Annotated in this window: 29 protein-coding genes; 13 read left to right on the top strand and 16 right to left on the bottom strand. The window is 68.6% G+C overall.

The genetic code is table 11. From position 1 onward, the window contains the following. Positions 1–147: 147 nt before the first annotated feature. From OX958_RS19305 to OX958_RS19315, 3 genes are read right to left on the bottom strand one after another with little or no spacing between them, the layout of a single operon-like run. Complete coding sequence (locus OX958_RS19305) at positions 148–594, bottom strand: MarR family winged helix-turn-helix transcriptional regulator (protein WP_270130276.1); 447 nt, start codon at positions 592–594, stop codon at positions 148–150. A 15-nt stretch (positions 595–609) separates the two neighbouring features. Further along, positions 610–1,233 carry a DJ-1/PfpI family protein gene (locus OX958_RS19310; RefSeq protein ID WP_270130278.1) on the bottom strand — a complete coding sequence of 208 codons (624 nt, stop codon included), beginning with the start codon at positions 1,231–1,233 and terminating at the stop codon, positions 610–612. A gap of 41 nt (positions 1,234–1,274) precedes the next feature. Beyond that, complete coding sequence (locus OX958_RS19315; RefSeq protein ID WP_270130280.1) at positions 1,275–2,126, bottom strand: helix-turn-helix transcriptional regulator; 852 nt, start codon at positions 2,124–2,126, stop codon at positions 1,275–1,277. A 69-nt stretch (positions 2,127–2,195) separates the two neighbouring features. Between OX958_RS19315 and OX958_RS19320 the strand changes: the two genes are divergently transcribed. Next, positions 2,196–2,975: a phytanoyl-CoA dioxygenase family protein gene (locus tag OX958_RS19320; RefSeq protein WP_270130281.1), complete on the top strand. Its 780-nt coding sequence runs from the start codon at positions 2,196–2,198 to the stop codon at positions 2,973–2,975. 4 nt (positions 2,976–2,979) lie between these two features. Here the strand turns inward: OX958_RS19320 and OX958_RS19325 are convergent, their stop codons facing one another. After that, positions 2,980–3,381 carry a VOC family protein gene (locus tag OX958_RS19325; RefSeq protein ID WP_270130282.1) on the bottom strand — a complete coding sequence of 134 codons (402 nt, stop codon included), beginning with the start codon at positions 3,379–3,381 and terminating at the stop codon, positions 2,980–2,982. Positions 3,382–3,589: 208 nt separating this feature from the next. Here OX958_RS19325 and OX958_RS19330 point away from each other — a divergent pair, with 208 nt between their 5' ends. Next, a complete protein-coding gene (locus tag OX958_RS19330) occupies positions 3,590–5,245 on the top strand; it encodes a beta-N-acetylhexosaminidase (protein ID WP_270130283.1) in 1,656 nt (551 codons plus the stop codon). Positions 5,246–5,285: 40 nt separating this feature from the next. Here the strand turns inward: OX958_RS19330 and OX958_RS19335 are convergent, their stop codons facing one another. Then, positions 5,286–5,561, bottom strand: a complete 276-nt coding sequence (locus OX958_RS19335; protein WP_270130284.1) for a protealysin inhibitor emfourin — start codon at positions 5,559–5,561, stop codon at positions 5,286–5,288. Positions 5,562–6,008: 447 nt separating this feature from the next. Here OX958_RS19335 and OX958_RS19340 point away from each other — a divergent pair, with 447 nt between their 5' ends. Both OX958_RS19340 and OX958_RS19345 read left to right on the top strand, forming a co-directional pair. Then, positions 6,009–6,212 (top strand): cold-shock protein, encoded by a 204-nt coding sequence (locus OX958_RS19340; RefSeq protein WP_012921273.1) that lies wholly within the window; start codon positions 6,009–6,011, stop codon positions 6,210–6,212. Positions 6,213–6,349: 137 nt separating this feature from the next. Then, positions 6,350–6,847 carry a DUF6328 family protein gene (locus OX958_RS19345; RefSeq protein WP_270130285.1) on the top strand — a complete coding sequence of 166 codons (498 nt, stop codon included), beginning with the start codon at positions 6,350–6,352 and terminating at the stop codon, positions 6,845–6,847. Here OX958_RS19345 and OX958_RS19350 read toward each other — a convergent pair. Continuing rightward, on the bottom strand, positions 6,786–7,682 hold the full coding sequence (locus OX958_RS19350; RefSeq protein WP_270130286.1) for an LLM class flavin-dependent oxidoreductase: 897 nt from the start codon (positions 7,680–7,682) through the stop codon (positions 6,786–6,788). The genes OX958_RS19345 and OX958_RS19350 overlap by 62 nt on opposite strands. A 164-nt stretch (positions 7,683–7,846) precedes the next feature. Here OX958_RS19350 and OX958_RS19355 point away from each other — a divergent pair, with 164 nt between their 5' ends. Beyond that, positions 7,847–9,568 carry a BCCT family transporter gene (locus tag OX958_RS19355; RefSeq protein WP_270130287.1) on the top strand — a complete coding sequence of 574 codons (1,722 nt, stop codon included), beginning with the start codon at positions 7,847–7,849 and terminating at the stop codon, positions 9,566–9,568. A gap of 141 nt (positions 9,569–9,709) precedes the next feature. On the opposite strand, the gene OX958_RS19360 is transcribed toward OX958_RS19355, so the two are convergent. After that, the gene (locus tag OX958_RS19360; protein ID WP_270130288.1) at positions 9,710–10,729 is read right to left on the bottom strand and encodes a zinc-dependent alcohol dehydrogenase family protein; all 1,020 of its coding nucleotides are present in this window, start codon (positions 10,727–10,729) and stop codon (positions 9,710–9,712) included. 139 nt (positions 10,730–10,868) lie between these two features. Here OX958_RS19360 and OX958_RS19365 point away from each other — a divergent pair, with 139 nt between their 5' ends. Next, complete coding sequence (locus OX958_RS19365) at positions 10,869–11,747, top strand: helix-turn-helix transcriptional regulator (protein WP_270130289.1); 879 nt, start codon at positions 10,869–10,871, stop codon at positions 11,745–11,747. A gap of 79 nt (positions 11,748–11,826) precedes the next feature. Beyond that, on the top strand, positions 11,827–12,609 hold the full coding sequence (locus OX958_RS19370) for a dioxygenase family protein (RefSeq protein WP_270130290.1): 783 nt from the start codon (positions 11,827–11,829) through the stop codon (positions 12,607–12,609). Between the two features lie 7 nt (positions 12,610–12,616). Here OX958_RS19370 and OX958_RS19375 read toward each other — a convergent pair whose 3' ends face one another. Continuing rightward, on the bottom strand, positions 12,617–13,603 hold the full coding sequence (locus OX958_RS19375; protein ID WP_270130291.1) for an SMP-30/gluconolactonase/LRE family protein: 987 nt from the start codon (positions 13,601–13,603) through the stop codon (positions 12,617–12,619). Positions 13,604–13,722: 119 nt separating this feature from the next. Between OX958_RS19375 and OX958_RS19380 the strand changes: the two genes are divergently transcribed. Beyond that, positions 13,723–14,130 carry a hypothetical protein gene (locus OX958_RS19380; protein WP_270130292.1) on the top strand — a complete coding sequence of 136 codons (408 nt, stop codon included), beginning with the start codon at positions 13,723–13,725 and terminating at the stop codon, positions 14,128–14,130. Positions 14,131–14,153: 23 nt separating this feature from the next. Here the strand turns inward: OX958_RS19380 and OX958_RS19385 are convergent, their stop codons facing one another. Beyond that, the gene (locus OX958_RS19385) at positions 14,154–14,657 is read right to left on the bottom strand and encodes a DinB family protein (RefSeq protein WP_270130293.1); all 504 of its coding nucleotides are present in this window, start codon (positions 14,655–14,657) and stop codon (positions 14,154–14,156) included. A 114-nt stretch (positions 14,658–14,771) separates the two neighbouring features. Here OX958_RS19385 and OX958_RS19390 point away from each other — a divergent pair, with 114 nt between their 5' ends. From OX958_RS19390 to OX958_RS19400, 3 genes are all read left to right on the top strand, one after another. Continuing rightward, a complete protein-coding gene (locus OX958_RS19390; protein ID WP_270130295.1) occupies positions 14,772–15,584 on the top strand; it encodes an LLM class F420-dependent oxidoreductase in 813 nt (270 codons plus the stop codon). A gap of 98 nt (positions 15,585–15,682) precedes the next feature. After that, entirely contained in the window at positions 15,683–16,294 is a 612-nt protein-coding gene (def, locus tag OX958_RS19395; protein ID WP_270130297.1) for a peptide deformylase, read from the top strand. Positions 16,295–16,344: 50 nt separating this feature from the next. Then, positions 16,345–17,454 (top strand): amidase family protein, encoded by a 1,110-nt coding sequence (locus OX958_RS19400; RefSeq protein ID WP_270130298.1) that lies wholly within the window; start codon positions 16,345–16,347, stop codon positions 17,452–17,454. On the opposite strand, the gene OX958_RS19405 is transcribed toward OX958_RS19400, so the two are convergent. Next, on the bottom strand, positions 17,440–17,997 hold the full coding sequence (locus OX958_RS19405; protein WP_270130300.1) for an AAA family ATPase: 558 nt from the start codon (positions 17,995–17,997) through the stop codon (positions 17,440–17,442). The two genes, OX958_RS19400 and OX958_RS19405, sit on opposite strands and share 15 nt — an antisense overlap. A 127-nt stretch (positions 17,998–18,124) precedes the next feature. Here OX958_RS19405 and OX958_RS19410 point away from each other — a divergent pair, with 127 nt between their 5' ends. Next, complete coding sequence (locus OX958_RS19410) at positions 18,125–19,168, top strand: LacI family DNA-binding transcriptional regulator (RefSeq protein WP_270139100.1); 1,044 nt, start codon at positions 18,125–18,127, stop codon at positions 19,166–19,168. On the opposite strand, the gene OX958_RS19415 is transcribed toward OX958_RS19410, so the two are convergent. Then, positions 19,163–19,543 (bottom strand): nuclear transport factor 2 family protein, encoded by a 381-nt coding sequence (locus OX958_RS19415; protein ID WP_270130301.1) that lies wholly within the window; start codon positions 19,541–19,543, stop codon positions 19,163–19,165. The two genes, OX958_RS19410 and OX958_RS19415, sit on opposite strands and share 6 nt — an antisense overlap. Before the next feature lie 89 nt (positions 19,544–19,632). On the opposite strand from OX958_RS19415, the gene OX958_RS19420 reads away from it, so the two are divergent. Further along, positions 19,633–20,388, top strand: coding sequence for a helix-turn-helix domain-containing protein (locus OX958_RS19420; protein WP_270130303.1), 756 nt, complete (start codon positions 19,633–19,635; stop codon positions 20,386–20,388). Between the two features lie 18 nt (positions 20,389–20,406). On the opposite strand, the gene OX958_RS19425 is transcribed toward OX958_RS19420, so the two are convergent. From OX958_RS19425 to OX958_RS19445, 5 genes are all read right to left on the bottom strand, one after another. After that, positions 20,407–21,045, bottom strand: a complete 639-nt coding sequence (locus OX958_RS19425; RefSeq protein WP_270130305.1) for a maleylpyruvate isomerase family mycothiol-dependent enzyme — start codon at positions 21,043–21,045, stop codon at positions 20,407–20,409. A 70-nt stretch (positions 21,046–21,115) separates the two neighbouring features. After that, positions 21,116–21,853 (bottom strand): S66 peptidase family protein, encoded by a 738-nt coding sequence (locus OX958_RS19430; RefSeq protein ID WP_270130306.1) that lies wholly within the window; start codon positions 21,851–21,853, stop codon positions 21,116–21,118. Continuing rightward, positions 21,853–22,767 (bottom strand): S66 peptidase family protein, encoded by a 915-nt coding sequence (locus OX958_RS19435; protein WP_270130307.1) that lies wholly within the window; start codon positions 22,765–22,767, stop codon positions 21,853–21,855. Before OX958_RS19435 ends, OX958_RS19430 begins: the two co-directional genes overlap by 1 nt. A gap of 31 nt (positions 22,768–22,798) precedes the next feature. Further along, positions 22,799–23,359, bottom strand: coding sequence for a TIGR03086 family metal-binding protein (locus tag OX958_RS19440; RefSeq protein ID WP_270130308.1), 561 nt, complete (start codon positions 23,357–23,359; stop codon positions 22,799–22,801). 11 nt (positions 23,360–23,370) lie between these two features. Further along, entirely contained in the window at positions 23,371–23,895 is a 525-nt protein-coding gene (locus OX958_RS19445; RefSeq protein WP_270130310.1) for a GNAT family N-acetyltransferase, read from the bottom strand. Positions 23,896–23,913 lie beyond the last annotated feature (18 nt).

The raw sequence follows: 23,913 nt of genomic DNA on the forward strand, positions 1-23,913 counted from the left end.
TCCTGCAGGCTAGAGAGCGCTCTCTCAGAGATTGCTGGGAGAACGGTCGACTGTCAAGGGAACGTTCCCCGAGATTGGTTCCGGAACTTTGCCAGGGGGCGGGGGGCGGGGGCGAGAGGCGGGGGGCGAGAGGCGGGGCGCCGGTGGTCAGTCGGACAGATCGAGCGCGTCCAGCGCCCCGGACAGTTTCGTGAGGGCCGCGACCGCCTCGGTCAGCTGATCCGCGCCCAGGACGGAGACCAGCTCGGCGGCGTGCCTCGCATGATGCGGGCTGATGCCGCGGATCGCCGCGCGCCCCTCGCTGGTGATCGCCACCAGCTTCGCTCGTCGATGGGCGGGGTTGTCGCGGTACTCCGCCAGTCCGCGCTCGGCCAGCACGTCCGCCGTCCGCTGCACCGCCTGGCGGGTGATGCCCATCTCGCGGGCGATCGCGGGAACCGGCAGCGGTTCACCCAGGACGGCGCCGAGCACCTGCCACCAGGCCACGGTCACCCCGGCCGGCCGAGCGAGATGCTCGGCCAGCTCGAGGAACTGACCGTTGAGCTTGAACGCCGTCAGCGCGGCGGCGGCGAGCAGTTCTTGGTCGCGATTCACAACGTCGGGTCCTTCTCAGACAGCCATGAGTTCGTAGAACCCGGCCGGGTCCTGCTTGCCGTACAGCTTGTACAAGGAGTCGAGGACCGGCGCCTCGTACACGCCGAGTTCCGCGAAGATCGCCCGGGCGAACTCGATCGGCGCGTTGGCGCCGGCGGTGACCAGGCCGCGATCGGTCACTGCCGCCTCCTCCCGGTACAGCGCCCCACCCTGGTAGCCGAGACTGTCCAGGAACGCCGCCGCGTTGCTCGTGTGCTCGCGATCGTCCAGCAGACCGGCGAGTGCCAGCGCACCCGTCGCCCCGCAGATCGCCGCGACCGGCACACCTGCCTCGAGGAACTCGCGCGCCTTGGCGACGTACGGCTCATAGGCCTCGGTCGGCCAGAGGTCGTTGCCGGGCAGGATCAGCATCGCACTGTCCTCAGGCTTCAGCTCGGCCAGCACCGAGTCCGGCAGCACTCGCAAGCCGCCCATCGTGGTGACCGGCTCCAGCCCGGCACTCACCGTCTGCATCCTGAAGCGCCCGGGCACCTGGTGCCAGGCGCCGTTGTTGAGATGGGCCGCGACGAACCCGTACTCCCAGTCGGCCAGGGTGTCGTGAACGGCGAGGTGGACGGTGACGTTCTCGTTCATGGTCATGACAACAGCTTGTCATTGTGACAAGGCATTGTCAATCGGTCTCAGGGCACGAACGCGCGCTGAGCGCGATGCCGGAAGGTCCGCGGCGAGACGCCATGAGCCGCGGTGAAGCGACGAGTGAAGTAGGACTGACTGGCGAAGCCGCACCGGCCGGCGATCGTCGCGATCGACCCGGAGGTTGCCGCCAGCAACGCAGCGGCCTGCTCGAGCCGGAGGTCGGTGACGAAGTCGGTAGGAGTCATCCCGTACGCCGCCCGCAGCGTGCGGGAGAGATGGGCGGGACTCACACCGGCCAGTTCGAGCAGGCGCGGCACTCCCCCGCGGAGATTCTCCTCGGCTCGCATCGCCGCGCAGGCACGGGTCAGCCAGTCCGGCGCCTGACTACCGGATGCACGCGCCGGAAGCTCCTCGGGCGAGATCTGCGGCAGCAGGTCGATCCAGAAACGCATCAGCTCGAAGTGCCCGGGCTCGTCGGCGAAGCTCTGGAGCGCCTGCTCGAACGTGGCCGCCACCGCCACGGCATCCCGGGACCTGAACACGATCGGGCGCTTGGCGGCATCCCAGCTGCCGGTCGGATTGGTCCGGGTCAGGGTGAGAAACCCCTGCCAGGCAGAACTCGGGAAGGCGATGTTGATGAATTCCAGCCCGTCCGGTGCGGAGCCTCTGATCGCATGCCGGTCGCGGGGCCGGACGAGGACGACATCACCGGCCACCAGCGGCGACGTACCGGTCTCGAGCAGGTGTTCGCCGGACCCGGTCAGCACGCCCATCAACTCGTGGAAGTCGGCATGGGTGTGGAGTTCGGAGTCGCGGGCCCGGGGCGCGAACCGGATCCGCGCGGCGTGGTACGGCCGGCCCCACGCGGACCACTCGAACCGCAGTACCTGATTCACCTCAACAAAGTACAAGTTCGCGTTGGTGAGCTGCTAGTTCCGCGAGCGCTGCCCGGTCAGGATTCCGGTATGACCACGGTGCTGACGGACGACCGCCTCCAGGCCTACCAGCGCGACGGCTATGTCATCTTCCGCGACGTGATCGACGCGGATCTGATCAACGAGGTGAACGACCATGTCGGCTGGCTGCAGGCCCGGCATCCCGACGTGCGACCCGAGGAACTCGGCCACGCCTTCCTGCGCGACGACCCGTTCTGGGTACGGCTGGTGAGCGATCCGAGACTGCTGGAGATCGCCGCCGCCTTCGTCGGGCCCGACGTCGCGCTGTTCGCGTCGCACTACATCTCGAAGCCGCCGTACTCCGGCCGGCCGGTGCTCTGGCACCAGGACGCGGCGTTCTGGCCGCTCGATCCGATGAGCGTGGTGACCCTGTGGCTGGCGGTCGACCACTCGACGCCGGCGAACGGCTGTGTCCGGGTGATCCCCGGCAGCCATCGCGGCACGATCGCCGAGATGCGGGCGAACACGACGGTCGACAGCGTGCTGGGCCAGGAGATCGCGGTCGAGGTGGACGAGTCGAGCGCGGTCGACATCGTGCTCGCGCCCGGCGACGTCGAGGTCCATCACCCCAACATCGTGCACGGCAGCACCGCCAACACCTCACCGGACCGGCGGTGCGGGCTGACCATCCGCTACATCCCGACCTCGACCCGGATCACCGACCCTGAGGTGCCCTATCCCAGCGCGTTCCACCTGCAGGGCTCCCCGGGGCTGAACAGCTACCAGCCGCGGCCCCGGTACGTCGAGGGCCGCGACTATCCGTTCGCGGGGCGGTCGGAGTGGATCTAGCCGATTACTCCAGGCAGATACGGAACGGGTGGCCGGCCGGGTCGGCGTAGACGCGCCAGCCGCGGGCGTTCTCGGCCGGCGGCGCGTCGACCGGGTCGAGGGGCTCGGCGCCGAGGGCGACGACCGTGGCGTGGCCACTGGCCAGGTCCTCGACGATCAGGTCCAGATGCAGTTGCTGCGCGTCCGCGCTCGGCCAGGTGGCCGGCACGTAGTCCTCCGAACGCCGGAAGCCGAGCGTCGACCCGGGGCCGGTCAGGCTCCGCCAGTCCTCGTCACCGTGCTCGTCGACCGCGAGGCCGAACAGCGTCGAGTAGAACCGGGCAAGCTCGAGCGGGTCCGGGCAGTCCAGCACCACCGAGCCGAGCCGCCCGGCACTGGTGCCCGGCTGCTCTGCCACCTGAGTCATCTGTCCTCCAGCTTCCTGTTCAGGAAAGTCTTCTTGCTTGCAGACGGGCCCGTCCTGGTCAGAAGGCCCGGCCGCAAACAATGGCAGGTCGCACCGACACTTCGCACCTTGCGACACGCCTTGTTGACCGGTCACGGACCGGTGAGTAACGCAAACAGTTTGCGGAAAGATCTTGACTCCGGCTGTGAGCAGACGAACACTACGCGTCATGACACGACTCGTCCGCCCTCGTCGTCGGGTCTCACTGGCAGGCGTCCTCACCGCCGCCCTGCTGGCGACTCCCCTCATCGCCCTGACCACGCCGGCCGCTGCCCAGCCGACCGCCACCCAGCCGACCGTCAGCCCGTCGGCCACCGCTCTGCCGGCAGCCGCTCCTGGCTCGTCGCTGATCCCCAAGCCGTCCTCCCAGCAGGCGCTGGCCGGCCAGGACTACTCCCTGAAGCCGTGGAGCGTCGTAGGTGTCGCCTCCACCTCCAAGGAGCGCCGTGCGGCTCAGAAGGTCGCTGACCAGCTCACCTCCCAGCTCCGCCGCTCGACGGGCTACCCGCTGCCCGTAGTGCCGCTGGTGCCGGGCATCACCGACATCAAGCTCTCCACCAACGGCCCGGCCTCGCTCGGCGCCGAGGGGTACCAGCTGCGGGTCGACCGCAAGGGCGTCAGCGTCACCGCCGCGACTCCTGAAGGCCTCTTCCGCGGGGTCACCACGCTGCGACAGCTCCTGCCGGCCAAGGCCGACGCGCGGACCCGCCAGACAGGCCCCTGGACCCTGGCCGGTACCGCGATCGCCGACGCGCCCCGGTTCGGCTACCGCGGCGTCATGCTCGACGTCTCGCGGCACTTCTTCTCGGTGGCCGAGGTCAAGCGCTACATCGACCTCGCCTCGCTCTACAAGATCAACAAGTTCCACATGCACCTCGCGGACGACCAGGGCTGGCGGATCCAGATCGACTCCTGGCCGCGGCTGACGACGTACGGCGGCAGCCTGGAGACGACCGGCACGCCTGGCGGGTCCTACACCAAGGCCGACTTCGCCGAGATCGTCCGGTACGCCGCCGACCGCTACCTGCAGGTCATCCCCGAGATCGACACGCCTGGGCACACCAACGCCGCCCTGGCGTCCTACGCGGAGCTGAACTGCGACGGCATCGCCCCGCCGCTCTACACCGGCACCGCGGTCGGCTTCAGCTCTCTCTGCGTCGCCAAGCCGATCACCTACCAGTTCCTGGACGACGTGTTCCGGGAGGTCGCCGAGCAGTCCCCCGGCGACGTCCTCCACCTGGGTGGTGACGAGGCGCACTCCACGCCGCACTCGGACTACCTGACCTTCGTCCCGAAGGCGGCGGCGCTGGTCACCAAGCAGAACAAGCGGGTGATGGGCTGGCAGGAGATCGCCGAGACGCCGCTCCCGCCGAACAGCATCGCGCAGTACTGGGGTACTGACGACGCACGCTCGCAGGAACTCGCCCGCAAGGCGGCAGCGCAGGGCAGCAAGGTCGTGCTCTCCCCGGCGAACCGCGCCTACCTGGACATGAAGTACGACGCCAGTACGCCGTACGGGCAGGCCTGGGCCGGGCTCGTCTCGGTGCAGAAGTCCTACGACTGGAACCCGTCCACCCTGGTGCCGAACCTGCCGGAGAGCGCGATCGCCGGCGTCGAGGCGCCGCTGTGGACCGAAACGCTCGACGACCTCGACAAGCTGGAGTACATGGCGTTCCCCCGACTGCCGGGGATCGCCGAGCTCGGCTGGTCGCAGGCGTCGGCACTCGACTGGACGACGTACAAGGATCGTCTGGGCGGTCAGGGCTCGCGCTGGGACGTGTTGAGCGTCAACTTCTACCGCGCGCCGGAGATCAGCTGGCGCTGAGCACCGACCGTACCGCTCGCAGTACCGGCACCGCCTGGCTCTAGGACTGCAGGACGCGGTCCAGGAGCCAGGCGGTGTCCGCGTTCAGGTCCTGCTCGGCCATAGTCAGCTCCCTGGGCTCTGAGGCGTCCGTGTCGTGCACCTGCAGCCGGTAGACGTACCGATCCGGCTGCGGCCGACCAGAGCCCAACTGGGCGCCGTTCAGTGCGCGCACGACCTGCTCCAACCGCTCGCTGTCCGGCTGGCCCGCTGTGTCCAGCTCTGCCGTCGCCCGCAGGCCGGCGAAGCCTCCGCTGCGTACCACCTTGAGAATCACCCACTCAGCCTTTCCCGCCCGGTGCCCGATGTCCAGCGCGCACGACACGCCGAGAAAATTCGGTCCGGACCCTCGCCGATCACCCGGCGTACAGGGCGGGTTGTCCACCCTTGTCTGTCATCGGGACCGCCGTGCTGGTGGCCGGACGGGACGAATCAGCAGGTCGGCGGGGGTTTCGTTGTCTCGTCACCCCACTCGCCCGGGGTGCGGTCACGGCCGCCGGTGATTCACGCTGGGTGGCGGCCGGCAACTTTCCGCGACACGTGTTCCCGATCACCCCCCACACGAGCCCCGGGATCGGCTACAGTTATCGCGTTGCAGTTTTGGACTCCCACTGACTTTTGCTGTGCTGTACGGCCGGTTTCGTCGTCTGGGGCCTTTCGGCGACACGCGGTTCATGAGGTGTGGATCGCGTCTTGTTACAAGCCATCAAGGAGATAGACAACAATGGCTGTCGGTACCGTTAAGTGGTTCAACGCTGACAAGGGCTTCGGCTTCATCACCCCGGATGACGGTGGCGCGGACGTGTTCGCGCACTACTCCGCCATCCAGACCTCGGGCTTCCGCTCGCTGGACGAGAACCAGCGCGTCGAGTTCGAGATCACCCAGGGCCAGAAGGGCCTGCAGGCGGAGAACATCCGCCCGATCTGATCCTCGGATCAACCCTTCTTGAACTGAGCGACGAGAGGGCCGTGCACCTTCGGGTGTGCGGCCCTCTTCCGCGTTCGCCGACTGTTTCCCGGCTGTTTTCGGCGGGGTACCTTGACGGTCAGACCGTGAGGAGACACATGTCGGACGACCCCCGCGACGGTAAGTACAGTCGCGACCAAGAAGACGAACGTGAGCGTCTCGACCGTCACTGGAACGAACTGCTGCAGGAACTGCGGCTCGCCCAGACCGGGACGCAGATCTTGTTCGCCTTCCTGCTCAGCATCGCTTTCACCGACCGCTTCCAGGATGCGGACGTGTTCACCCACGACGTGTACGCAGCCACTCTGATCGCCTCGGCCCTGGCGATGGGCCTTTTCCTGGCCCCGGTGTCGTTCCACCGGATCGTCTTCCAACGGCGGCTGCGGGACCGGATGATCCCGATCGCCCATCACCTGGCCACGGCCGGCCTGGTCTTTCTGCTGATCGCGATCTGTGGTGGAGTCCTGCTCGCGATCGACGTCGTCCTGTCCCGGACGATCGCGCTCGTCACCGTCGCGGTGATCGTCACCTGGTTCATCTCCTTCTGGTATCTCCTGCCGGTCTACGTCCGGCGTACTGGCGAAGCCGAGGAATGACCTCGGCGGCGATCTGTTCGAGCACGTCCTCGGAGCCGGCGTAGACCCCAGCGGCACGGGGCCAGTGGGTGATCACGTCGGTGAAACCGAGGTCCGCGGCGCGGGTGACGACCTCTTCGAAGGCGTCGGCACTGCTCAGTGAGTAGCGGGCCGAGTCGAGGGCGAGGTACCGGTCGAAGGGACGGCCCTGGAGTACGTCGTCCAGCCGGTGGCTCAGGTCGCGGACCGAGCCGAACCAGGTCTCGAAGTCGTCCGACTTGAGACCGGTCGTCACCCAGCCGGCGCCGTACCGGGTGGCCAGGCGGAGCGAGCGGGGTCCGTTCGCGGCCATCACGAACGGCACGCGGGGTTGCTGGACGCAACCGGGCAGGGTGCGGGCGTTGCGGGTGGCGAAGTACTCGCCCTTGAAGTCGACCTGGTCGGTGGTCAGCAGCCGGTCGAGCAGATCGACGAACTCCTCCAGCCGGTCGACCTTCTGCCGGGGAGTCAGCTCGTCGCCGCCGAGGATGGTGGAGTCGATCCCGCCGCCCGAGCCGATCCCGCAGAGGAACCGGCCGGCCGAGACGTCGTCGAGCGCCAGGACGTCGCGGGTCAGCGTCAGCGGATGCCGGAAGTTCGGCGAGGTGACGAAGGTGCCGAGCTTGATCGTCGAGGTGACCATCGCCGCCGCGGTCAGCGTCGGGGTGGTGCCGTACCAGGGCGAGTCCTGCAGACCGCCCCAGGTCAGGTGGTCGTAGGTCCAGGCGTGGTCGAAGCCCAGCTGCTCCGCGCGCCGCCACTTCGGCTCCGCCTCGGACCAGCGGTACTCCGGCAGGATGGTGATTCCGAATCGCATGCTCCGCACACTAACTGCTGCCGCGGATCGCTCCGGTCCGAGGACTCGCCGGTGTGGTCGAGGCCACGATAGTTGCGTTTCGCCACGATTTTCGGAATGGTCGTCAGGCAGTCCCCCTAGCAAACAGGAAGCGGAGGCGCGCCGAAGCGAGGCGTGAAACAGCTGTGGCGATCGATTTCGACAGCCAGCAAGCGGATCCCGACCACGCCAACGAGCACCCGGCGCTCGCGGCGCCACCGCCACCGGGCAGCCGAAGTACGGGCTCCGGGCTCGACCGGATCGTCTTCGGGGTCACCGCGGTGATCGCACTGGCCTTCGTGGCCTGGGGTTTCGCCAGCGCGAACAGCCTCGGTACGGCGTCCACCTCGGCGCTGACCTGGGTGGAGACCAACACCGGCTGGCTGTTCGTCCTGCTGGCGTCCGGCTTCGTCGTGTACGTGCTCTGGCTCGCGGCCGGCCGGTACGGGAACATCCCGCTCGGTGGGGACGACGAGCAGCCGGAGTTCAAGACGGTCTCCTGGGTCGCGATGATGTTCAGCGCCGGGATGGGCATCGGCCTGATGTTCTACGGCGTGAGCGAACCGCTGTCGCACTTCATGTCACCGCCGCCGGCCACCGTGGAGGCCGGCAGCGACGCGGCCCTGCAGACGGCGATGGCGACCACCCTGTTCCACTGGACCCTGCACCCGTGGGCGATCTACGCCGTGGTCGGCATAGCGATTGCCTACGGCACCTTTCGCCGGGGCCGCTCGTCGCTGATCAGCTCGGCGTTCGCGCCGCTGCTCGGCAAGCGCACCGAGGGCCCGATCGGCAAGGTGATCGACAGCCTGGCGATCTTCGCGACACTGTTCGGTTCGGCCGCGTCGCTCGGGCTCGGCGCGCTGCAGATCGGGTCCGGCGTCCGGATCCTGGGCTGGCTGGACGAGACCGGCAACGCCGTCCTGGTCGGGGTGATCGCCGTGCTGACCGCGGCCTTCGTCGCCTCCGCCGTCTCCGGTGTTGCCAAGGGCATCCAATGGCTGTCGAACATCAACATGGTGCTCGCCGTCGTGCTGGCCGCGTTCGTCTTCGTCATCGGCCCGACCGTGCTGATCCTCAACCTGGTGCCGACCGCGATCGGGGACTACCTGCGCGACCTGGCCGAGATGGCGGCCCGGACCGAGGCCAGCGGTGGCGACGAGATGGCCACCTGGCTGTCGTCCTGGACGGTCTTCTACTGGGCCTGGTGGATCTCCTGGACGCCGTTCGTCGGCATGTTCATCGCGCGGATCAGCCGCGGCCGGACGATCCGGCAGTTCGTCACCGGCGTCCTGCTGGTGCCGTCGATGGTCAGCCTGGTCTGGTTCTGCATCTTCGGCGGCGCCGCGATCGACACCCAGCGCGACGGAGTCGACATCGCCGGCCAGTCCACCAGCGAGGGGCAGCTGTTCGGGCTGCTGAACCACTATCCGCTGGCGTCGGTGACCACGATCCTGGTCGTCGTCCTGGTCGCGATCTTCTTCGTCTCCGGCGCCGACGCGGCGTCCATCGTGATGGGCACGCTGTCCTCGCGTGGCGCGATCGAGCCGCGCAAACCGGTGGTCGTCTTCTGGGGCGTACTGACCGGCGCGGTCGCCGCGGTGATGCTGCTGGTCGGCGGAGGCGGCGCGAAGGCCTTGCAAGGCCTGCAGAACCTGACGATCGTCGCGGCACTCCCGTTCGCGATCGTGATGGTCGGCCTGGCGGTGGCGCTCGCGAAGGACCTGCGTACGGATCCGTTGATGCTGCGTAAGGCGATCGGCACCGAGGCGGTCGAGGCCGCCGTGATCGAAGGCGTCACCACCCACGGCGACGACTTCTCGCTGGTGGTCACCGGCACCGACGAACCTCCGAAGCGCCCCGAGTGACTCCTCAGCAGTAGCGAGGCCTGTCGCAGCCCGTCTCCAGTGTTGGAAGTGGTGTCAGCGCTGGAGACGGAGGCCAGCACCACAGAGTGGCAGCACGAAAGCTGGTCCATCGATCCCTTTTGTCGAGACATGGCGGTCCGGTCAGACGGTGAGAAGGACCTTGATGGCGGTGCGCTCGTCCATGGCCCGGTAGCCCTCGGCGGCACGGTCGAGGGGCAGGGTGAGGTCGAAAACCCTGCCAGGGTTGATCTTGCGGTCCCAGATGAGCTGGATCAGTTCGGGCAGGTACTGCCGGACCGGGGCGGGACCGCCGTGGAGGTGGACACCGGCCATGAACAGCTCGTCACCGGGGATCGCGACGTCGTGGGAGACGCCGACGAAACCGACGTGGCCGCCCGGTCGGGTGGAGTGGATCGCCTGCATCATCGCCTCCTGCGTGCCGACCGCCTCGATCACCGAGTGGGCTCCGAGCCCACCGGTGAGTTCCTTGACCCGGGCAACGCCTGCTGCGCCACGTTCCTCGACGATGTCGGTGGCGCCGAACTCCTTGGCCAGGGCCTGGCGGTCGGCATGCCGGCTGAAGGCGATGATCCGCTCGGCGCCGAGTTGTTCGGCGGCGAGAATGCCGAGCAGCCCGACGGCGCCGTCACCGACGACCGCGACCGTCCTGCCCGGGCCGGCCTGGGCAGCGACAGCGGCGAACCAGCCGGTGCCGAGTACGTCGGACGCTGCCATCAGCGATGGGATCAAGTCCGGATCGGGCATCCCCGGGGTGGCGACCAAGGTGCCGTCGGCCAGCGGGATCCGGGCGAGCTCCGACTGCGTACCGATGGTGCCCATCAGGACGCGGTGCACGCAGTACGCCTGATACCCGGCCTGGCAGATCTCACAGGTGTTGTCCGAGGCCCAGAACGAGCCGACGACGAAGTCACCGACCTTGACCGTCCGCACGTCCGCGCCGAGCTCCTCGACGACACCGACGTACTCGTGTCCCATCACTTGGTGGTCGACAGGCTCGGCGCCACGGTAGGGCCACAGGTCGCTGCCGCAGATGCAGGTCGCCGACAAGCGGATGATCGCGTCCGTCGGTTCGAGGATCCTCGGGTCCTGACGGTCCTCGACCTGGACGTTCCCGGGGCTGTGCATGACTACCTGGCGCATGGCGTGCTCCTTCTTCGCGACTGTCTCGACTCCGAGTCAACCGGGCCGCGGAGACCCGGAGAAGTCCCTGTCGATGGGTGTACTGGCAGGGCACCCTTCCTCGGCCCGCGAACCCTTCGCTCCGGCTACTGTCGTAGTGGTGGACAACCGTCAAGAGGTACGCGAGTTCCTCACGACTCGCCGCGCCCGCATCACTCCGGACCAGGCCGGGCTCCCCGTCACCGGTACCCGCCGCGTTCCCGGTCTGCGCCGCAGCGAGGTCGCGACGATCGCCGGTCTCAGCGTCGAGTACTACGCGCGGCTGGAGCGCGGCCAGATCGCCGGTGCCTCCACCGGCGTACTGGAAGCGCTTGCGCGGGCGCTGCAACTGGACGAGACCGAGCGAGCCCATCTGTTCGACCTCGCCCGGGCCGCCGACGGAATCCCCACGTCAGGGCGTCCCCGCCGCCGGTCGCCGGGCAAGGCAGTATCGCGGCTCAGCTTGCAGTGGGCACTGGACGCGATCAAGGACGGCGTCGCGTTCGTCCGCGACCCGCATCAGAACCTGCTCGCCACGAACACCCTGGGCCGCGCGTTCTACTCACCCGTGATCGGCGACAGCGGCCGTACGCCGAACCTGGCCCGCTTCCAGTTCCTCGATCCCGCTTCGCGGGACTTCTATCCGGACTGGGACGTGTTCGCTCAGATGTGCGTCGGCATCATGCGCGCCGAAGCCGGCCGCGATCCGCACGACCGTGGACTGCAGGACCTGGTCGGTGAACTGTCCACCCGCAGCGAGGTCTTCCGCCGCCTCTGGGCCGACCACGACGTCCGCACCCACGGAGCAGGCACCAAGCGGTTCAACCACCCCGTCGTCGGCGAACTCACCCTCGTCTACGAAGAACTCGCCGTCACCGCCGAACCAGGGCTGGTGTTGCTCGTCTACACCGCCGAACCCGGCTCACCATCCGCAGAACGACTCCGCCTGCTCGCCTCCTGGGCAGCGCCGGCACAGACCCCGACCGTCAGCAGCCAGTGAGCTCAGTTCGCGGAACCTTGGAATAAGTTGAGTGTTCAATTACATTGAGAGAGGTAAGACTCCTGAAAGGACCTCTCCGATGAGTGACGCCCTGCCTGTGCTGTACCTGAGCCACGGCGCTCCCCCGCTGGCTGACGACCGCCAGTGGACGGCGGAGCTTGCCGCGGTCTCCGCCGGAATCACCAAGCCGAAGGCGATCCTGATCGTCTCCGCGCACTGGGAGGCCGCGCCGCTCACGCTGGCGGCGACTCGGACGGTGCCGCTCCTCTACGACTTCTGGGGCTTCCCCGACCGGTACTACCAGGTCCAGTACGCCGCTCCCGGCGCGCCCGAACTCGCCGATCAGGTGCGCAAGTTGCTGCACTCCCCCGCGACGCCCGTGTACGACGACCCGGCTCGCGGGCTCGACCACGGCGCCTACGTGCCGCTCAAGGAGATGTACCCGGACGCGGACGTCCCCGTGCTCCAGGTCTCGATGCCGACGCTCGATCCGGCCGAACTCTTCGCCATCGGCCGCAAGCTCGCGCCGTTGCGCGACCAGGGTGTGCTCATCGTCGGCAGCGGTTTCACCACGCACAACCTCAGCGCGGTGAACCTCGGCGGACCGTCCGACGCGGCGGCGCCGAGCTGGTCGGTCGAGTTCGACGACTGGGCCAGGCGCGCGCTGGCGCAGCAGGACGTCGACTCGCTGATCGACTTCCTGCACAAAGCGCCGGCCGCGAGGATCGCGCATCCGCGGACCGAGCACTTCGCGCCGCTGTTCGTCTCGCTCGGTGCCTCCGAGAGCTCCCTCGGCACCGCGGAGACCGTGGTCGACGGTTTCTGGTACGGCCTGTCGAAGCGCTCCTGGCAGCTCGGCTGAGCAGGACCTACCGGGCCGGGGTCGGGAAGGTGGCCAGGTGGTTGGTGCCGATGCTGCTCAGCCACACCTTTCCGTCCCGCTCGCGCACCCCGGTCGGCATCCGGAAGTCCGGGTGCTTGCCGCGCAGATCGTGCACCAGGTTGCCGTCGTCGTCGTACGCCTGGACCTCGATGATGTCGGCGGCCTTCGGTTTGAAGGCCTCCGGCAACGCCCAGACCACCCTGCGCAGGACCGGCTGCTTGGGCAGCAGGAGGTCGAGCAACGCGTTGCGCGGTGAGCCGATCGCGACCCAGATCAAACCGTCCGACCCGCGAGCGATGTTGTCCGGCAGGCCGGGGATCATCGCGACCAGTTCCGGCTCGGCGCCGGCGGTGGTGAGGTCGAGTTTGAAGAGGCCGTAGCCGGCGGTCTCGGCGTAGAACAGCGTCTTCTGGTCGCCGCTCAGCGCGACCCCGTTGGGGAACGGCCGGTTCGTCGCCAGCCGAGTCAGCTCGCCGTCAGGGGTGAGCCGGTAGATGCTGCCGGTACTGGAGTGCTCGAGCAGGTCGGCCATCCATTCGTCGACGCCGAAGCGGGTGGACGAGTCGGTGAAGTAGACGGTGCCGTCCGGCAGGACGTCGGCGTTGTTGCAGAAGCGCATCGGCCGGCCGTCGATCTCACCCAGCAGGGTGTCGATCCGGTTGTCCTGGTCGAGGGTCAGCAGCCCGCGGTGAGCGTCGCAGATCAGCACTTTGCCGTCCGGCAGCCATTCCAGGCCGAGCGGCCGGCCACCGGTGTCGGCGAGCACCTTGATCGACGTACCGTCGGCGCTGACGCGCAGGATGCGCCCGTCGAGCAGACCGGTCAGGACGCTGCCGTCGGCGTCGATCAGCGCGTCCTCCGGACCATGCCCGGGGACCGCGACCGTCTGAACCTCGAGGTGCTCGGGTTGCCGAACCGGCGGTACGGGCGGCGGGGTCCACCGAACTGGGGAGATGCTCGACTTCGGACTCATGGGGTGACAGTAGCGGGTCAAGCGTTTTCAGCGTCGTCGAAGTATGCCCGGCCTGCCCCGAATGCTGCCGATACTCGTTGCAGGCTGGGGTTTCCAGCACACGACGAGAGGAGCACACCGTGGCATTTCGTAGCGGAAGCGCAGTAGCGGTCGCCGGTGCCGTCGCAGTCCTGGGAACAGTCGCCGGTACGACGGCGTCCGCCGCATCGGCCGTCTCGGCCGCGCCCGCGGTCACCGCCGCGAGCTGCTACGCCAGCAGCGGCAACCTGTACTGCGGCAACAAGGTCAACGCGTCTATCTGGAAGAGCCCGCGCTACGACACCCCCACCGGCAACCCGGTCGAGATCGTCGACACCCTGCGCTCCGGCTTCAGCTACTTCCAGTGCTACACGATCGGTCAGTCCCACGGAGGCGGCAACAGCATCTGGTACCGCACATACGGCGACGACCACGGCGCGTGGGGCTACGTGCCGGCGGTGGACGTGTGGACTCCGCAAGACCCGTTCCCGGGTGTCGCTTTCTGCTGATCGGCGGAGCCGGCAGCGCCTGGCTACTCCCCCGTTGAGCCGTCCAGGCGCTCGCGGAGCAGGTCGGCGTGACCGTTGTGACGGGCGTACTCCTCGATCATGTGGGTGAGCACCCAGCGCAGGGTGTACCGAGTGCCCTCGTCCTCACCCACGTGGTCAGGCTCGAGATCCGTGATCACGGCCCGGGCTCGCGCGACGGCCTCGTCGTACCGTTGCAGGTCGGCGGAGTACTGACCTGGTTCGAGGTCTTTCCAGTCCGCGCCCGGACCGCCGGGGCCGGAGTAGGGCTCGATCACCGGCTCGTCGGTGAACGTGCCGACGAACCAGCCGACCTCGACCTCGGTCAGGTGCCGGATCAGTCCGTGCAGGGTCAGCGGCGACGGGTCGATCGCGGCTGTGCCGAGTTGCTCGGGCGTCAGGCCCTCGCACTTCCAGCGGAGGGTGGCGCGCTGGAAGTCGAGGAAGGCGACCAGGGTCTCCTTCTCGCCGGCTTCGGTCGGCGGGTCAGGTCTGCCGTTGAGGTCCATCTGGCGAACCTATCGGCTGCCACCGACAGTCCGCCGAGCCCAGTCAGGAGCCGGCCGTCCGGATTAGGGTGACCTGATCCGGAGGCCCCTCCGAAACGGCGTACGCTGGTCGGCATGACTTCGACTGACTCCCCTCGTCCGTACAGCAAGTACCCGGTCCGGATCGGCCTCCAGGTGCAGCCCCAGCACGCCGAGTACGCCGCCATCCGGCGGACCGTCGCCGCCGCCGAGGAGCTCGGCGTCGACGTGGCGTTCAACTGGGACCACTTCTACCCGTTGTCGGGTGAGCCGGACGGCCTGCACTTCGAGGCCTGGACGATGCTCGCGGCCTGGGCCGAAGCGACCGAGCGGATCGAGTTCGGTGCCCTGGTGACCTGCAACTCCTACCGCAACCCCGACCTGCTGGCCGACATGGCCCGTACGGTCGACCACATCAGCGACGGTCGGCTGATCTTCGGCATCGGCTCGGGCTGGTTCGAGCGCGACTACGACGAGTACGGCTACGAGTTCGGTACGGCGGGCGGCCGGCTCGACGCGCTCGGCGAGGCGCTGCCGCGGATCGAGCAGCGCTGGGCCAAGCTCAACCCCGAGCCGACCCGGGACATCCCCGTCCTGATCGGCGGCGGCGGCGAGAAGAAGACCCTCAAGCTGGTCGCCAAGCACGCCACCATCTGGCACGGCTTCGGCGACGCGGAGACCATCGCGCACAAGCACGAGGTCCTCGACGCGCACTGCGCCACCATCGGCCGCGACCCGGGCGAGATCGAGCGCTCGGCCGCCGTCGGCGACAAGAGCCCCGAGGAGCTCGGCAAGTCGATGTTCGACATCGGCACCCGGCTCTTCACGGTCAGCACCTCCGGCCCGGACTACGACCTCGGGCTGCTCCGCGACTGGATCAGCTGGCGCGACGAGGTCAACCAGGCCTGACCCGCCGCCCGTCCGGAGTACCGGGACCGCGCCGAGGCCGGGCCGGTACTCCGGACGCGCGCGTCGGCGCGATGCCGGGCTTCGCTAGGATTTCCGCCATGTCTACGCTGCCTACTGACGGTTCGGTGCGACCCATCACCCGGTGGGGCGAGGACGTCATGCACCACGTGAACCAGCCGGTCACCGAGTTCGGTGACGACCTGCACCGGCTCGTCGCGGACATGGTCGCGACGATGAACGCCGCCGAGGGGGTCGGGCTCGCCGCCAACCAGGTCGGCGTCGACCTGCAGCTGTTCGTCTTCAGCTGCCCGGACAAGAACGGCGTCTACCAGCACGGCGTCGTCTGCAACCCGGTGCTCGACCTGCCGGAGGGCAAGGACCGCAAGCTCGACGAAGGCGACGAGGGCTGCCTGTCGCTGCCCGGCGCCTTCACCAAGTGCGCCCGGCCCGACTTCGCCCGGGTCACCGGGGTCGACCAGTTCGGCGAGCCGGTGGCCTACGAGGGCGACGGCCTGCTGGCCCGCTGCCTGCAGCACGAGACCGACCACACCCAGGGCATGGTGTTCGGGGACCGGTTGTCGCGCAAGTACAAGAAGCGCCTGTTCGCCGAGGCCGAGGAGTTCGCTCCCGACTATCCGGCCGACTGGCCGATCTCGCCGATGCTCAACCAGGACGAGCACGACCACAGCGACGAAGGGCTCAACGCCTGATCGCGGAGCTGGTCGCCGACCTGCGCGCGGGTCGGCGTACGGCGCTGTCGATGGTCGAAGAAGCTCTCGACCGGGTCGCCCACTGGGATCCGGTACTGCATTTCATCGACACCCTGGACGCCGACGGCGCGCGGGCTCGGGCTGCCCGCGTCGATCTCCGGCTGCCGCTGGCCGGCGTACCGTTCCTGATCAAGGCCCGTACGCCGGTCCGGTCGCCGATCATCACCAGATTGCTGGCAGCCGGCGCGATCCCGCTCGGTACGTCGACCCGCGCGCGACCGGGGGCGGTGTCGCAGACGTTCGGCTGGAACGGGACCGACTACACCCGCAACCCGTGGGACCTGTCGCGCTCACCGGGAGGTTCGTCAGCCGGCGCCGCGGCGGCAGTGGCCGCGGGCGTCGTACCGATTGCCACTGGTGGCGACAGTGCCGGATCGCTGCGGATTCCGGCGTCCTTCTGCGGCGTGGTCGGCTTCAAGGGAACCGCCGGCCGGGTGCCGCGACCCGATGGGCGATCGTTGGCCGGTCTCACGATCGGCGGATTCATCGGTGGCTCGCTGCGTGATGTCGTGACCGCGACCAGCGTGGTCAGTGGGCCGGACCGACTCGATCCGGGTTCCTTGCCGGCTTGGCCGGAGCCGGAATTCGGGGCCGGTCCGTGGAAGGTGGCCTATCGCAGCGCATTGAGCCCGAAACCCGCGGATTCGGCGGTCGATGCGGTGGTCCGCGCGAGCCTTGCGACGGCCGGCATCGTCGTACAGGACTCTGCTTTCGACTGGCTCCCGGTCGACGATGCTTGGCAGGCTCTCCGGGATCTCGACGCGGGACAGCCGGTTGCGCCCGCGGCGGTGAGTGCCGCGGTCGACGTCCGGAGCCGGAACAGCACGGCGTTGGCGGATCTCTTCGGTGCGGTCGACGTGCTGGTGACGCCGACGACGTTGAGCGTGGCGCACGGGTACGACCAGCACGAGGAGAACATCATCGTGGGTGATCTGTGCTGGGGCTTCAACGTCACCGGGCATCCTGCCGTGAGCGTGCCGGTCGGGTTGGTCGACGGGCTGCCGGTGGGCGCTCAGGTGGTGGCACCGCACGGCCGGGACGATCTCGCCCTTTCGGTCGCCGCGATGCTGATGAAGCCGCTTTCGCTACCAGGCCGATGAACTGAGGTCGTCGCGCAGGATCGCTTCGACCGTCTCCTCGGGGGTTTGGCCGGTGCTGTCGAGCCAAAGGCCGCGGCCCGGGATCCCTTGCAGTCCTTGCTGGAGGGCGATGACGGCGTCGGCCAGCGTCATGCCCGGACCCTGCCAGGCCCGGTAGGCGTTCGATCCGCGGCCGAGCTCGCGCTCGACGATCGACTCGACCGAAGGCACCAGGACGACGAGGTGTGGCTCGGCGATGCCGTCGAACGAGTCGAGCCAGCGGGCGACGTGTTCGCCGAGCATGATGTCGGAGCAGACGAAGTCGAACCCGGCCTGCAGATAGTGCCGGGCGACCAGCGCGCTCGCGTCGTACCGGAGCTGGAGCTGGCGGATCGCCTCAGGCTCCGGATCGGGTGTCATTCCCACAGCTCCGGAGACGATCGCGCGGTAGTAGACGTCTCCGTCGACCGTCGCCGCCGGTGGTCCGAGCCGGCTCGCGAGCAGCGGCGCGACCGTCGATTTTCCCGCGGCCTGCATCCCGGTGATCAGCACGACTTTCCGCATACCGGCCATCCCATCACGCCCGTCCAGCGGTTTTCGGCCGGCCGATTGGCGGGTTTCCGACAGCCGGCAGCTCTGTTTTCTCCAGCAGGATCACCGTTCGCGCCGATAAGCTGCGCAGGTGAACGGGATGCCGGCCGACTCGGGGATGAGGCGCCCTGTCACGCTCGACGACGTCGCGCGGGCCGCCGGCGTCTCGCAGCCGACCGCCTCCCGGGTGCTGAACGGAAGCTCCCGCAAGGTCGCCGAGAGCTATCGCGAACGCGTGATCGAAGCAGCGCGCGAACTCGGCTACACCCCCAACCTGCCGGCCCAGGCGATGGCCCGCGGCACCTCGCGGACGATCGCGCTGGTGATCAGCCTGATCTCCGATCCCTACTTCTCCGCGATGGCCGCCGAGATCATGAAGCGGGCCGAGGCGATCGGCCTGCACGTCTCGATCGCCGTCACCGACCGCCAGGCCGACCGCGAACTCGACCTGATCCGTGAGCTGCGCGGCCAGCAGCCCCGGGCGATCATCCTGGCCGGCACCGGGTACGTCGATCCGCCGTGCGAGCAGCAACTCGTCGAGGAGCTCCGCCGGTACCAGGAGACCGGCGGCCGGGTGGTGCTGATCAGCCGCTCGGATCTTCCCTTCGAGACCGTCGACTTCGACAACCACGAAGGAGCCCGGCAGCTTGCCCGCGAGCTGGCCGGTCTCGGCTACCAGCGCTGCCTCGTCCTCGGCAGCGGCACTCCCCTGCTGTCGATGAGCCAGCGCGTCGAGGGTTTCGTCGCCGGTCTGGTCGAGTCCGGTGTCGCCGATGCCGCCACCCGGGCGCACTACCCCAGCTTCAGCTGGGCCGGCGCCCGCGAGTTCGTCCTCGGCCTCAGCGACGCCGAACTCCACGACCTCCAGCTCGTCTTCGCCGTCACCGACGACATGGCCCTCGGCGCCCTGGCCGGCCTGCGCGAACGAGGCCTCCGCATCCCCGAGGACATCGGCGTCGCCGGCTTCGACGACATCTCCACCCTGCGCGATGTGGTCCCGAAACTGACCACCGTCCACGTCGCCCTGAACGCCGTGGCCCAGGAAGCCGTCTACCGGGCCACCACTACGGACACCGAGGTACTGCGGCGTACCGTCCCCGCCTATCCGGTCATCCGCGCCAGCACCCCACCGTTGTCGTCATAGCTCCCACCAGGTCAAGTGCGCCTCGGCCTCGGCCACCGGTTCGATGAGCTCCCAAGCTTCTGCGATCCGGCCGTCGGCGATCCGCAGGACGTCGACGACCGCGATCACCGGTCCGCTGCCGGGAAGGTTTCGCCGGGTGTGGACGACGACATGATCCCCGTCGGACAGCAGGTGCAGGATCTCGACCTCCAGACCCGCGAGCCGGGTCAGGGCGGTTCCGACATCGGCGAGCCACTCGGTCTTGGTCCTGATTCCGCCGTCGGGACGGTGGTGCCGAAAATCGTTGCTCAGCAAGGGGTCCAGGGCGGTGACTCCGCCGCCGCCGACGAGTTGTCCCAGCGCCTGCTGGACCAGTTGCTTGTTCTGTAAGCTCATGCTGAGCAGTGTTGCGGCGTCTCCCGCGGCTGTCGATGAAGTCGGGTTTCATGGCCTCCAAGGGCTCGAGCTGACTAGGATCGATGACCATGGCAACGGTTGGCGAACTTCTCCGGCACTGGCGGCACCGGCGACAGCTCAGCCAGCTTGATCTCGCCCTCGCCGCCGACGTCTCCGCCCGTCACGTCAGTCTGGTCGAGACCGGCAAGTCGCAGCCGAGCGCCGAGATGGTGCTGCGGCTGGCCGAGCAACTCGACGTACCGCTGCGTGAGCGCAACGCGCTGCTGCTCGCAGCCGGCTTCGCACCCCGGTACGCCGAACGCCCACTCGGCAGCACGGCGTTGGCGGCGGCGCGGGCTGCGGTCGAGCGAGTACTGCGCGCGCACGAGCCCTACCCCGCGCTCGCCTTCGACCGCCATTGGAACATCGTTCTGACGAATCGGGCCGTCGATCCGTTCCTCGCCGGCGTGGCACCCGAACTGCTGCGGCCACCGATGAACCTGCTCCGCCTCGGCCTCGACCCGCGCGGCCTGGCGGCTCTCGTCGTCAACCATGCCGACGTGCGGTCCGTGTTCCGCTCCCGGGTTCGACGTCAGCTGGCGGCAGCGCCGGACGCCCGGCTGAGTGCGCTCTACCAGGAGCTGTTGGCAGCTGGTGAGACCGGGGAGGCCGTCGAGTCCGACGTCGTGATCCCGATGATCATCCGCATCGACGGAGTGGAGCTTTGGATGTTCTCGACGATCACGACCTTCGGCACCCCGCTCGACCTCACCCTCGACGACCTCGCGGTGGAGTCCTACTACCCGGCGGACGCGGACACCGCCAAGTACTTCGAGCGTGGCTGAAGCTTGGTGCCGGCGGCCTCAGCAGCGCCCCCGCAGCGTCGGGACGCCTTCGCCTTCGAGCTCTTCGCAGCAGACGCCTCGCCCGATCATCGCCATCACCAGCGCGATCGTCGGGCCCGTCACCAGCTCCCCCGCTCCAGCACTGAACTCGGTGTCCGTGGCAACCAGTCGCAACCCGGTGATCCGGCTCTGAGCAGGCACCGTGAGATCCGTCCCGGCGTAGTACTCCGCAACGGTTGTCAGCACCTGCGCCGGATAGTCCCGCTTGATCCCCAACGGCCTGCGGATGTCCTCGGCATGCGCGACCGTCTCGGCCAACGCAAACACCGGACCACCCCGGCGGCCGAGTGGTGTGGTGGACCGGCCGGCCGCAGCACGGAAGCGCGTGAGCGTGGCGGCAGAGGAATCACCAAGCTGCTCACGGAGACGCATCAACACCTGAGCATCAAAGTCGAACCGATGCCGCAGTACTCCGGCGAACCACCGCGGAAAGGACAACGTCGCACCCGCCGTGAGATGCGCCAGCACCTCCCGCACGCTGAGCTCCGTGCACAGCGACGTGGCACGCCACTGCTCCTCGGTGAGGTCAAGCAGATCAGCGGCCAGCGCGGCACGCTCGGCATGGACCAGAGTCCAGGTGGCGGTGACGTCGTTCATTACGAGGCTCCTTGCGATGAGATGTCACAGGTAAGACCGCCACAACCGCGCAAACTCATCGGTCCGCGACCTACCCGTTCACCGCAGCGCCGACAATGAGCGTCCCCGCGGAGGTGTCCAAGGTAGCTCTGGTGCCGATCGGGGTGGCTCGCGACTCCGCGCCGTCGCCAACGGGCAGTCCACCGAGAACTGGGATTCCCAGGTTGGCGAGGCGGTCGCTCAGTACGTCGACCAGAGTCCAGTCGCGATCGGCGTACCCGTCGAAGCCGGTGAACCGCCCGAGGGCGATGCCGCGGACACCGCGCAGTACGCCGGACCGGATCAGCTGGGTGAGCGAGCGATCGATGACCCCCAGACCGATCATGCGGGTGTCCTCGAGCAACAGAATCGTGCTGTCGAGGCTGGGCAGGCCGGCGCCGATCGATCTGGTGATCGCATTGAGCGTCCCGCCGAGCAGGACGCCCTCGGCTCGGCCTTCGACCAACACCTGCGCCGAGATCTCGCCGGGATCGCTGGCCAGGGTGGTGGGCTCGGTCGTCAGCGCGTGCTCGGCGAGCGAACCATGGATGCAGGGAAGGCCGCACTCTCTCCACAACGCCAGCTGAAGGTACGTCGCTTGTCCCCGCCCGATGACGGGCTTCGGATCACGGCGGACGGCGTCGAAGTCGAGGCGGTCCGCGATCCGGTGAGCGCCGTTGCCGGGCCCGACGAAGATCGCTCTGACCGCGGGATCGCGGAAGGCGTCGTTGAGTTGGCTCTCGTCAGCCGTCGAGGTGATCGACCGCACCGGGTGGACTGGCTCGACCATCAGCGAACGCCCGGGGCGACGGTGAGAGTTCCGGCGGCGGTGTCTACGAACGCCGTCGTACCGAGCGGGACGACCAGTGGGTCCGGGTCGTGTCCCAGCGGCAAACCTCCGAGAATCGGTACGCCGAGCCGGCCGAGCCGCTCTTGGAGCAACTCGACGATCTCCGCGGGAGGGCTGTCCTCCACAGCACCGGAGATGGGCGTCAGGTGGCCGATCACGATCCCGCGGACGCCGTCGAGAGCGCCCGAAGCGGTCAACTGGAACAGCACTTGGTCGAGTGAGGCCACATCGCCGGCGAGAGATTCGAAGAACAGAATCCCACCATCCAGACTGGGCATTCCCGCACCGACCTGGCCTGCGATCGCACCCAGGTTGCCGCCGATCAGGAAGCCCGACGCGACCCCGTCCACCGCGACCGCCGCTGACCGTGCCGCCGGGTCGCGGTGCAGGACGATCGGCTCCGTCGTCATCAAGGCCCGCCGCGTCGCCTCGCCGGTGACGCCGAACACCATCCCGTGCAGCCCGACCACCCGGCTGTGCTGCCACAAAGCCAGGTGAATGTTGGTGATGTCGCTGAAACCGACCACCGGCTTGGGATCCCGGCGAGCTGCCTCGAAGTCGATACCGTCGACGATCCGATACGCGCCGGCCCCACCGCGAGTGGTGACGACCGCGCGGACCCCCGGGTCGCGCAACGCGTCGTTCAGGTCCGCGAGCCGGTCGACGTCGGTACCGGCCATGAACCCGAACTGGTCCAGCGCATGTTCACCGGCCTCCACCCGCAGCCCCCAGCTACTCAGGATCTGCCTCGCTTCCTCGATGCCCGCGACCGTCGGAAAGCTGGCCGGCGACACCAATCGCACTCGGTCCCCCGGCTGCAATCGAGGCGGCACGAGTGCGTCGTCAGAGTCCACCCCCGCATGCTTCCGCCGCAGGCGGCGGGGGTCAACCCGGCGGGCGGCGGCCGAAGGCGTCCAGGAGACGGGTCTGCGGAGGTACGTCGCTGGCGAGGCTTGCGCTCGCGCCCGTGCCGAAGGTGCCTCTGGCGCGCATCTCGTCGAGATGCGGCTCGACCATCACCCACAGCCGGTCGACGAGCCGGGTGTCCAGGGTCGGGTCGAGGCCTGCGCCGACTGCGAGGTCCCAGGCGTGAACCACCAGGTCTCCGAGCCGGAAGCGCAGGAAGGTTTCGTACGAGATGTCGCCGCTCGGGTGGTGCAACGCGGCTGACCGGTTCGCAGTGGCGAAGGCTGCCCGCTGCTCCTCGCATGAGCCGGCTATTGCTCCGAGTGGATCGTCACCGAGGTGGTCGCGGTCCAGGTCGGCGGTGGCGACTGCCGCCGAGGCGCCCGAGAGCAGGCGTACCGCGAAGACGTTGCCGGCCACGAGGTGATCGGCAACCTCGCGAATCGTGAGGTCAGCCGGTGTCGGTGCCTCCCAGTCCGTCGCCGGTATCGAGCCGACGATCCGCAGGAGTTGAGCACCTGCCGCTTCGAGAGGGTCCACGATCGATGAGGCTACCGCCCGCCGCGCCAGGCTTCCTGGGTGATGGAGTAGATGACGGCGCTGAAGGTGGTGCCGTCCTCCTCCAACTCCGCGGCGTGGTCGAAGGTCATGCCGAGGCGCTGCATCACGGCGACGCTTCTGGCGTTGGGGGCGTCGGTGATGGAGATGACCTTGGCGAGGTCGAGGTCGGTGAAGGCGTACTCGAGCCAGGAGGTCGCTGCCTCGGTGGCGTAGCCGTTTCCCCAGTACTCGCGGGCCAGCCGCCAGCCGAGCTCCATGTCGTCGGGGTACCACGGCTCGTGCTGCAGGCCGCCTGCTCCGAGGAAGGCGCCGTCGGAGCGGCGTTCGATGGCGAGGAAGCCGGTGCCGTCGAGGGCGTGCCGGCGGTTGACCGCGGTCGCGATCTCGTCGGACTGTGCGCGGGTGAGCGGGGAGCCGAGGTACTCCATCACTGCGGGGTCGGCGTTCATCGCCGCCCAGGTCGGGAGGTCCTCCTCGCGGAACGGGCGAAGGAGCAAACGTTCGGTGGTCCGCATCAGAGGTCTCCGCGAGGT

The sequence above is a fragment of the Kribbella sp. CA-293567 genome (assembly GCF_027627575.1).
Taxonomy (GTDB): Bacteria; Actinomycetota; Actinomycetes; order Propionibacteriales; family Kribbellaceae; genus Kribbella.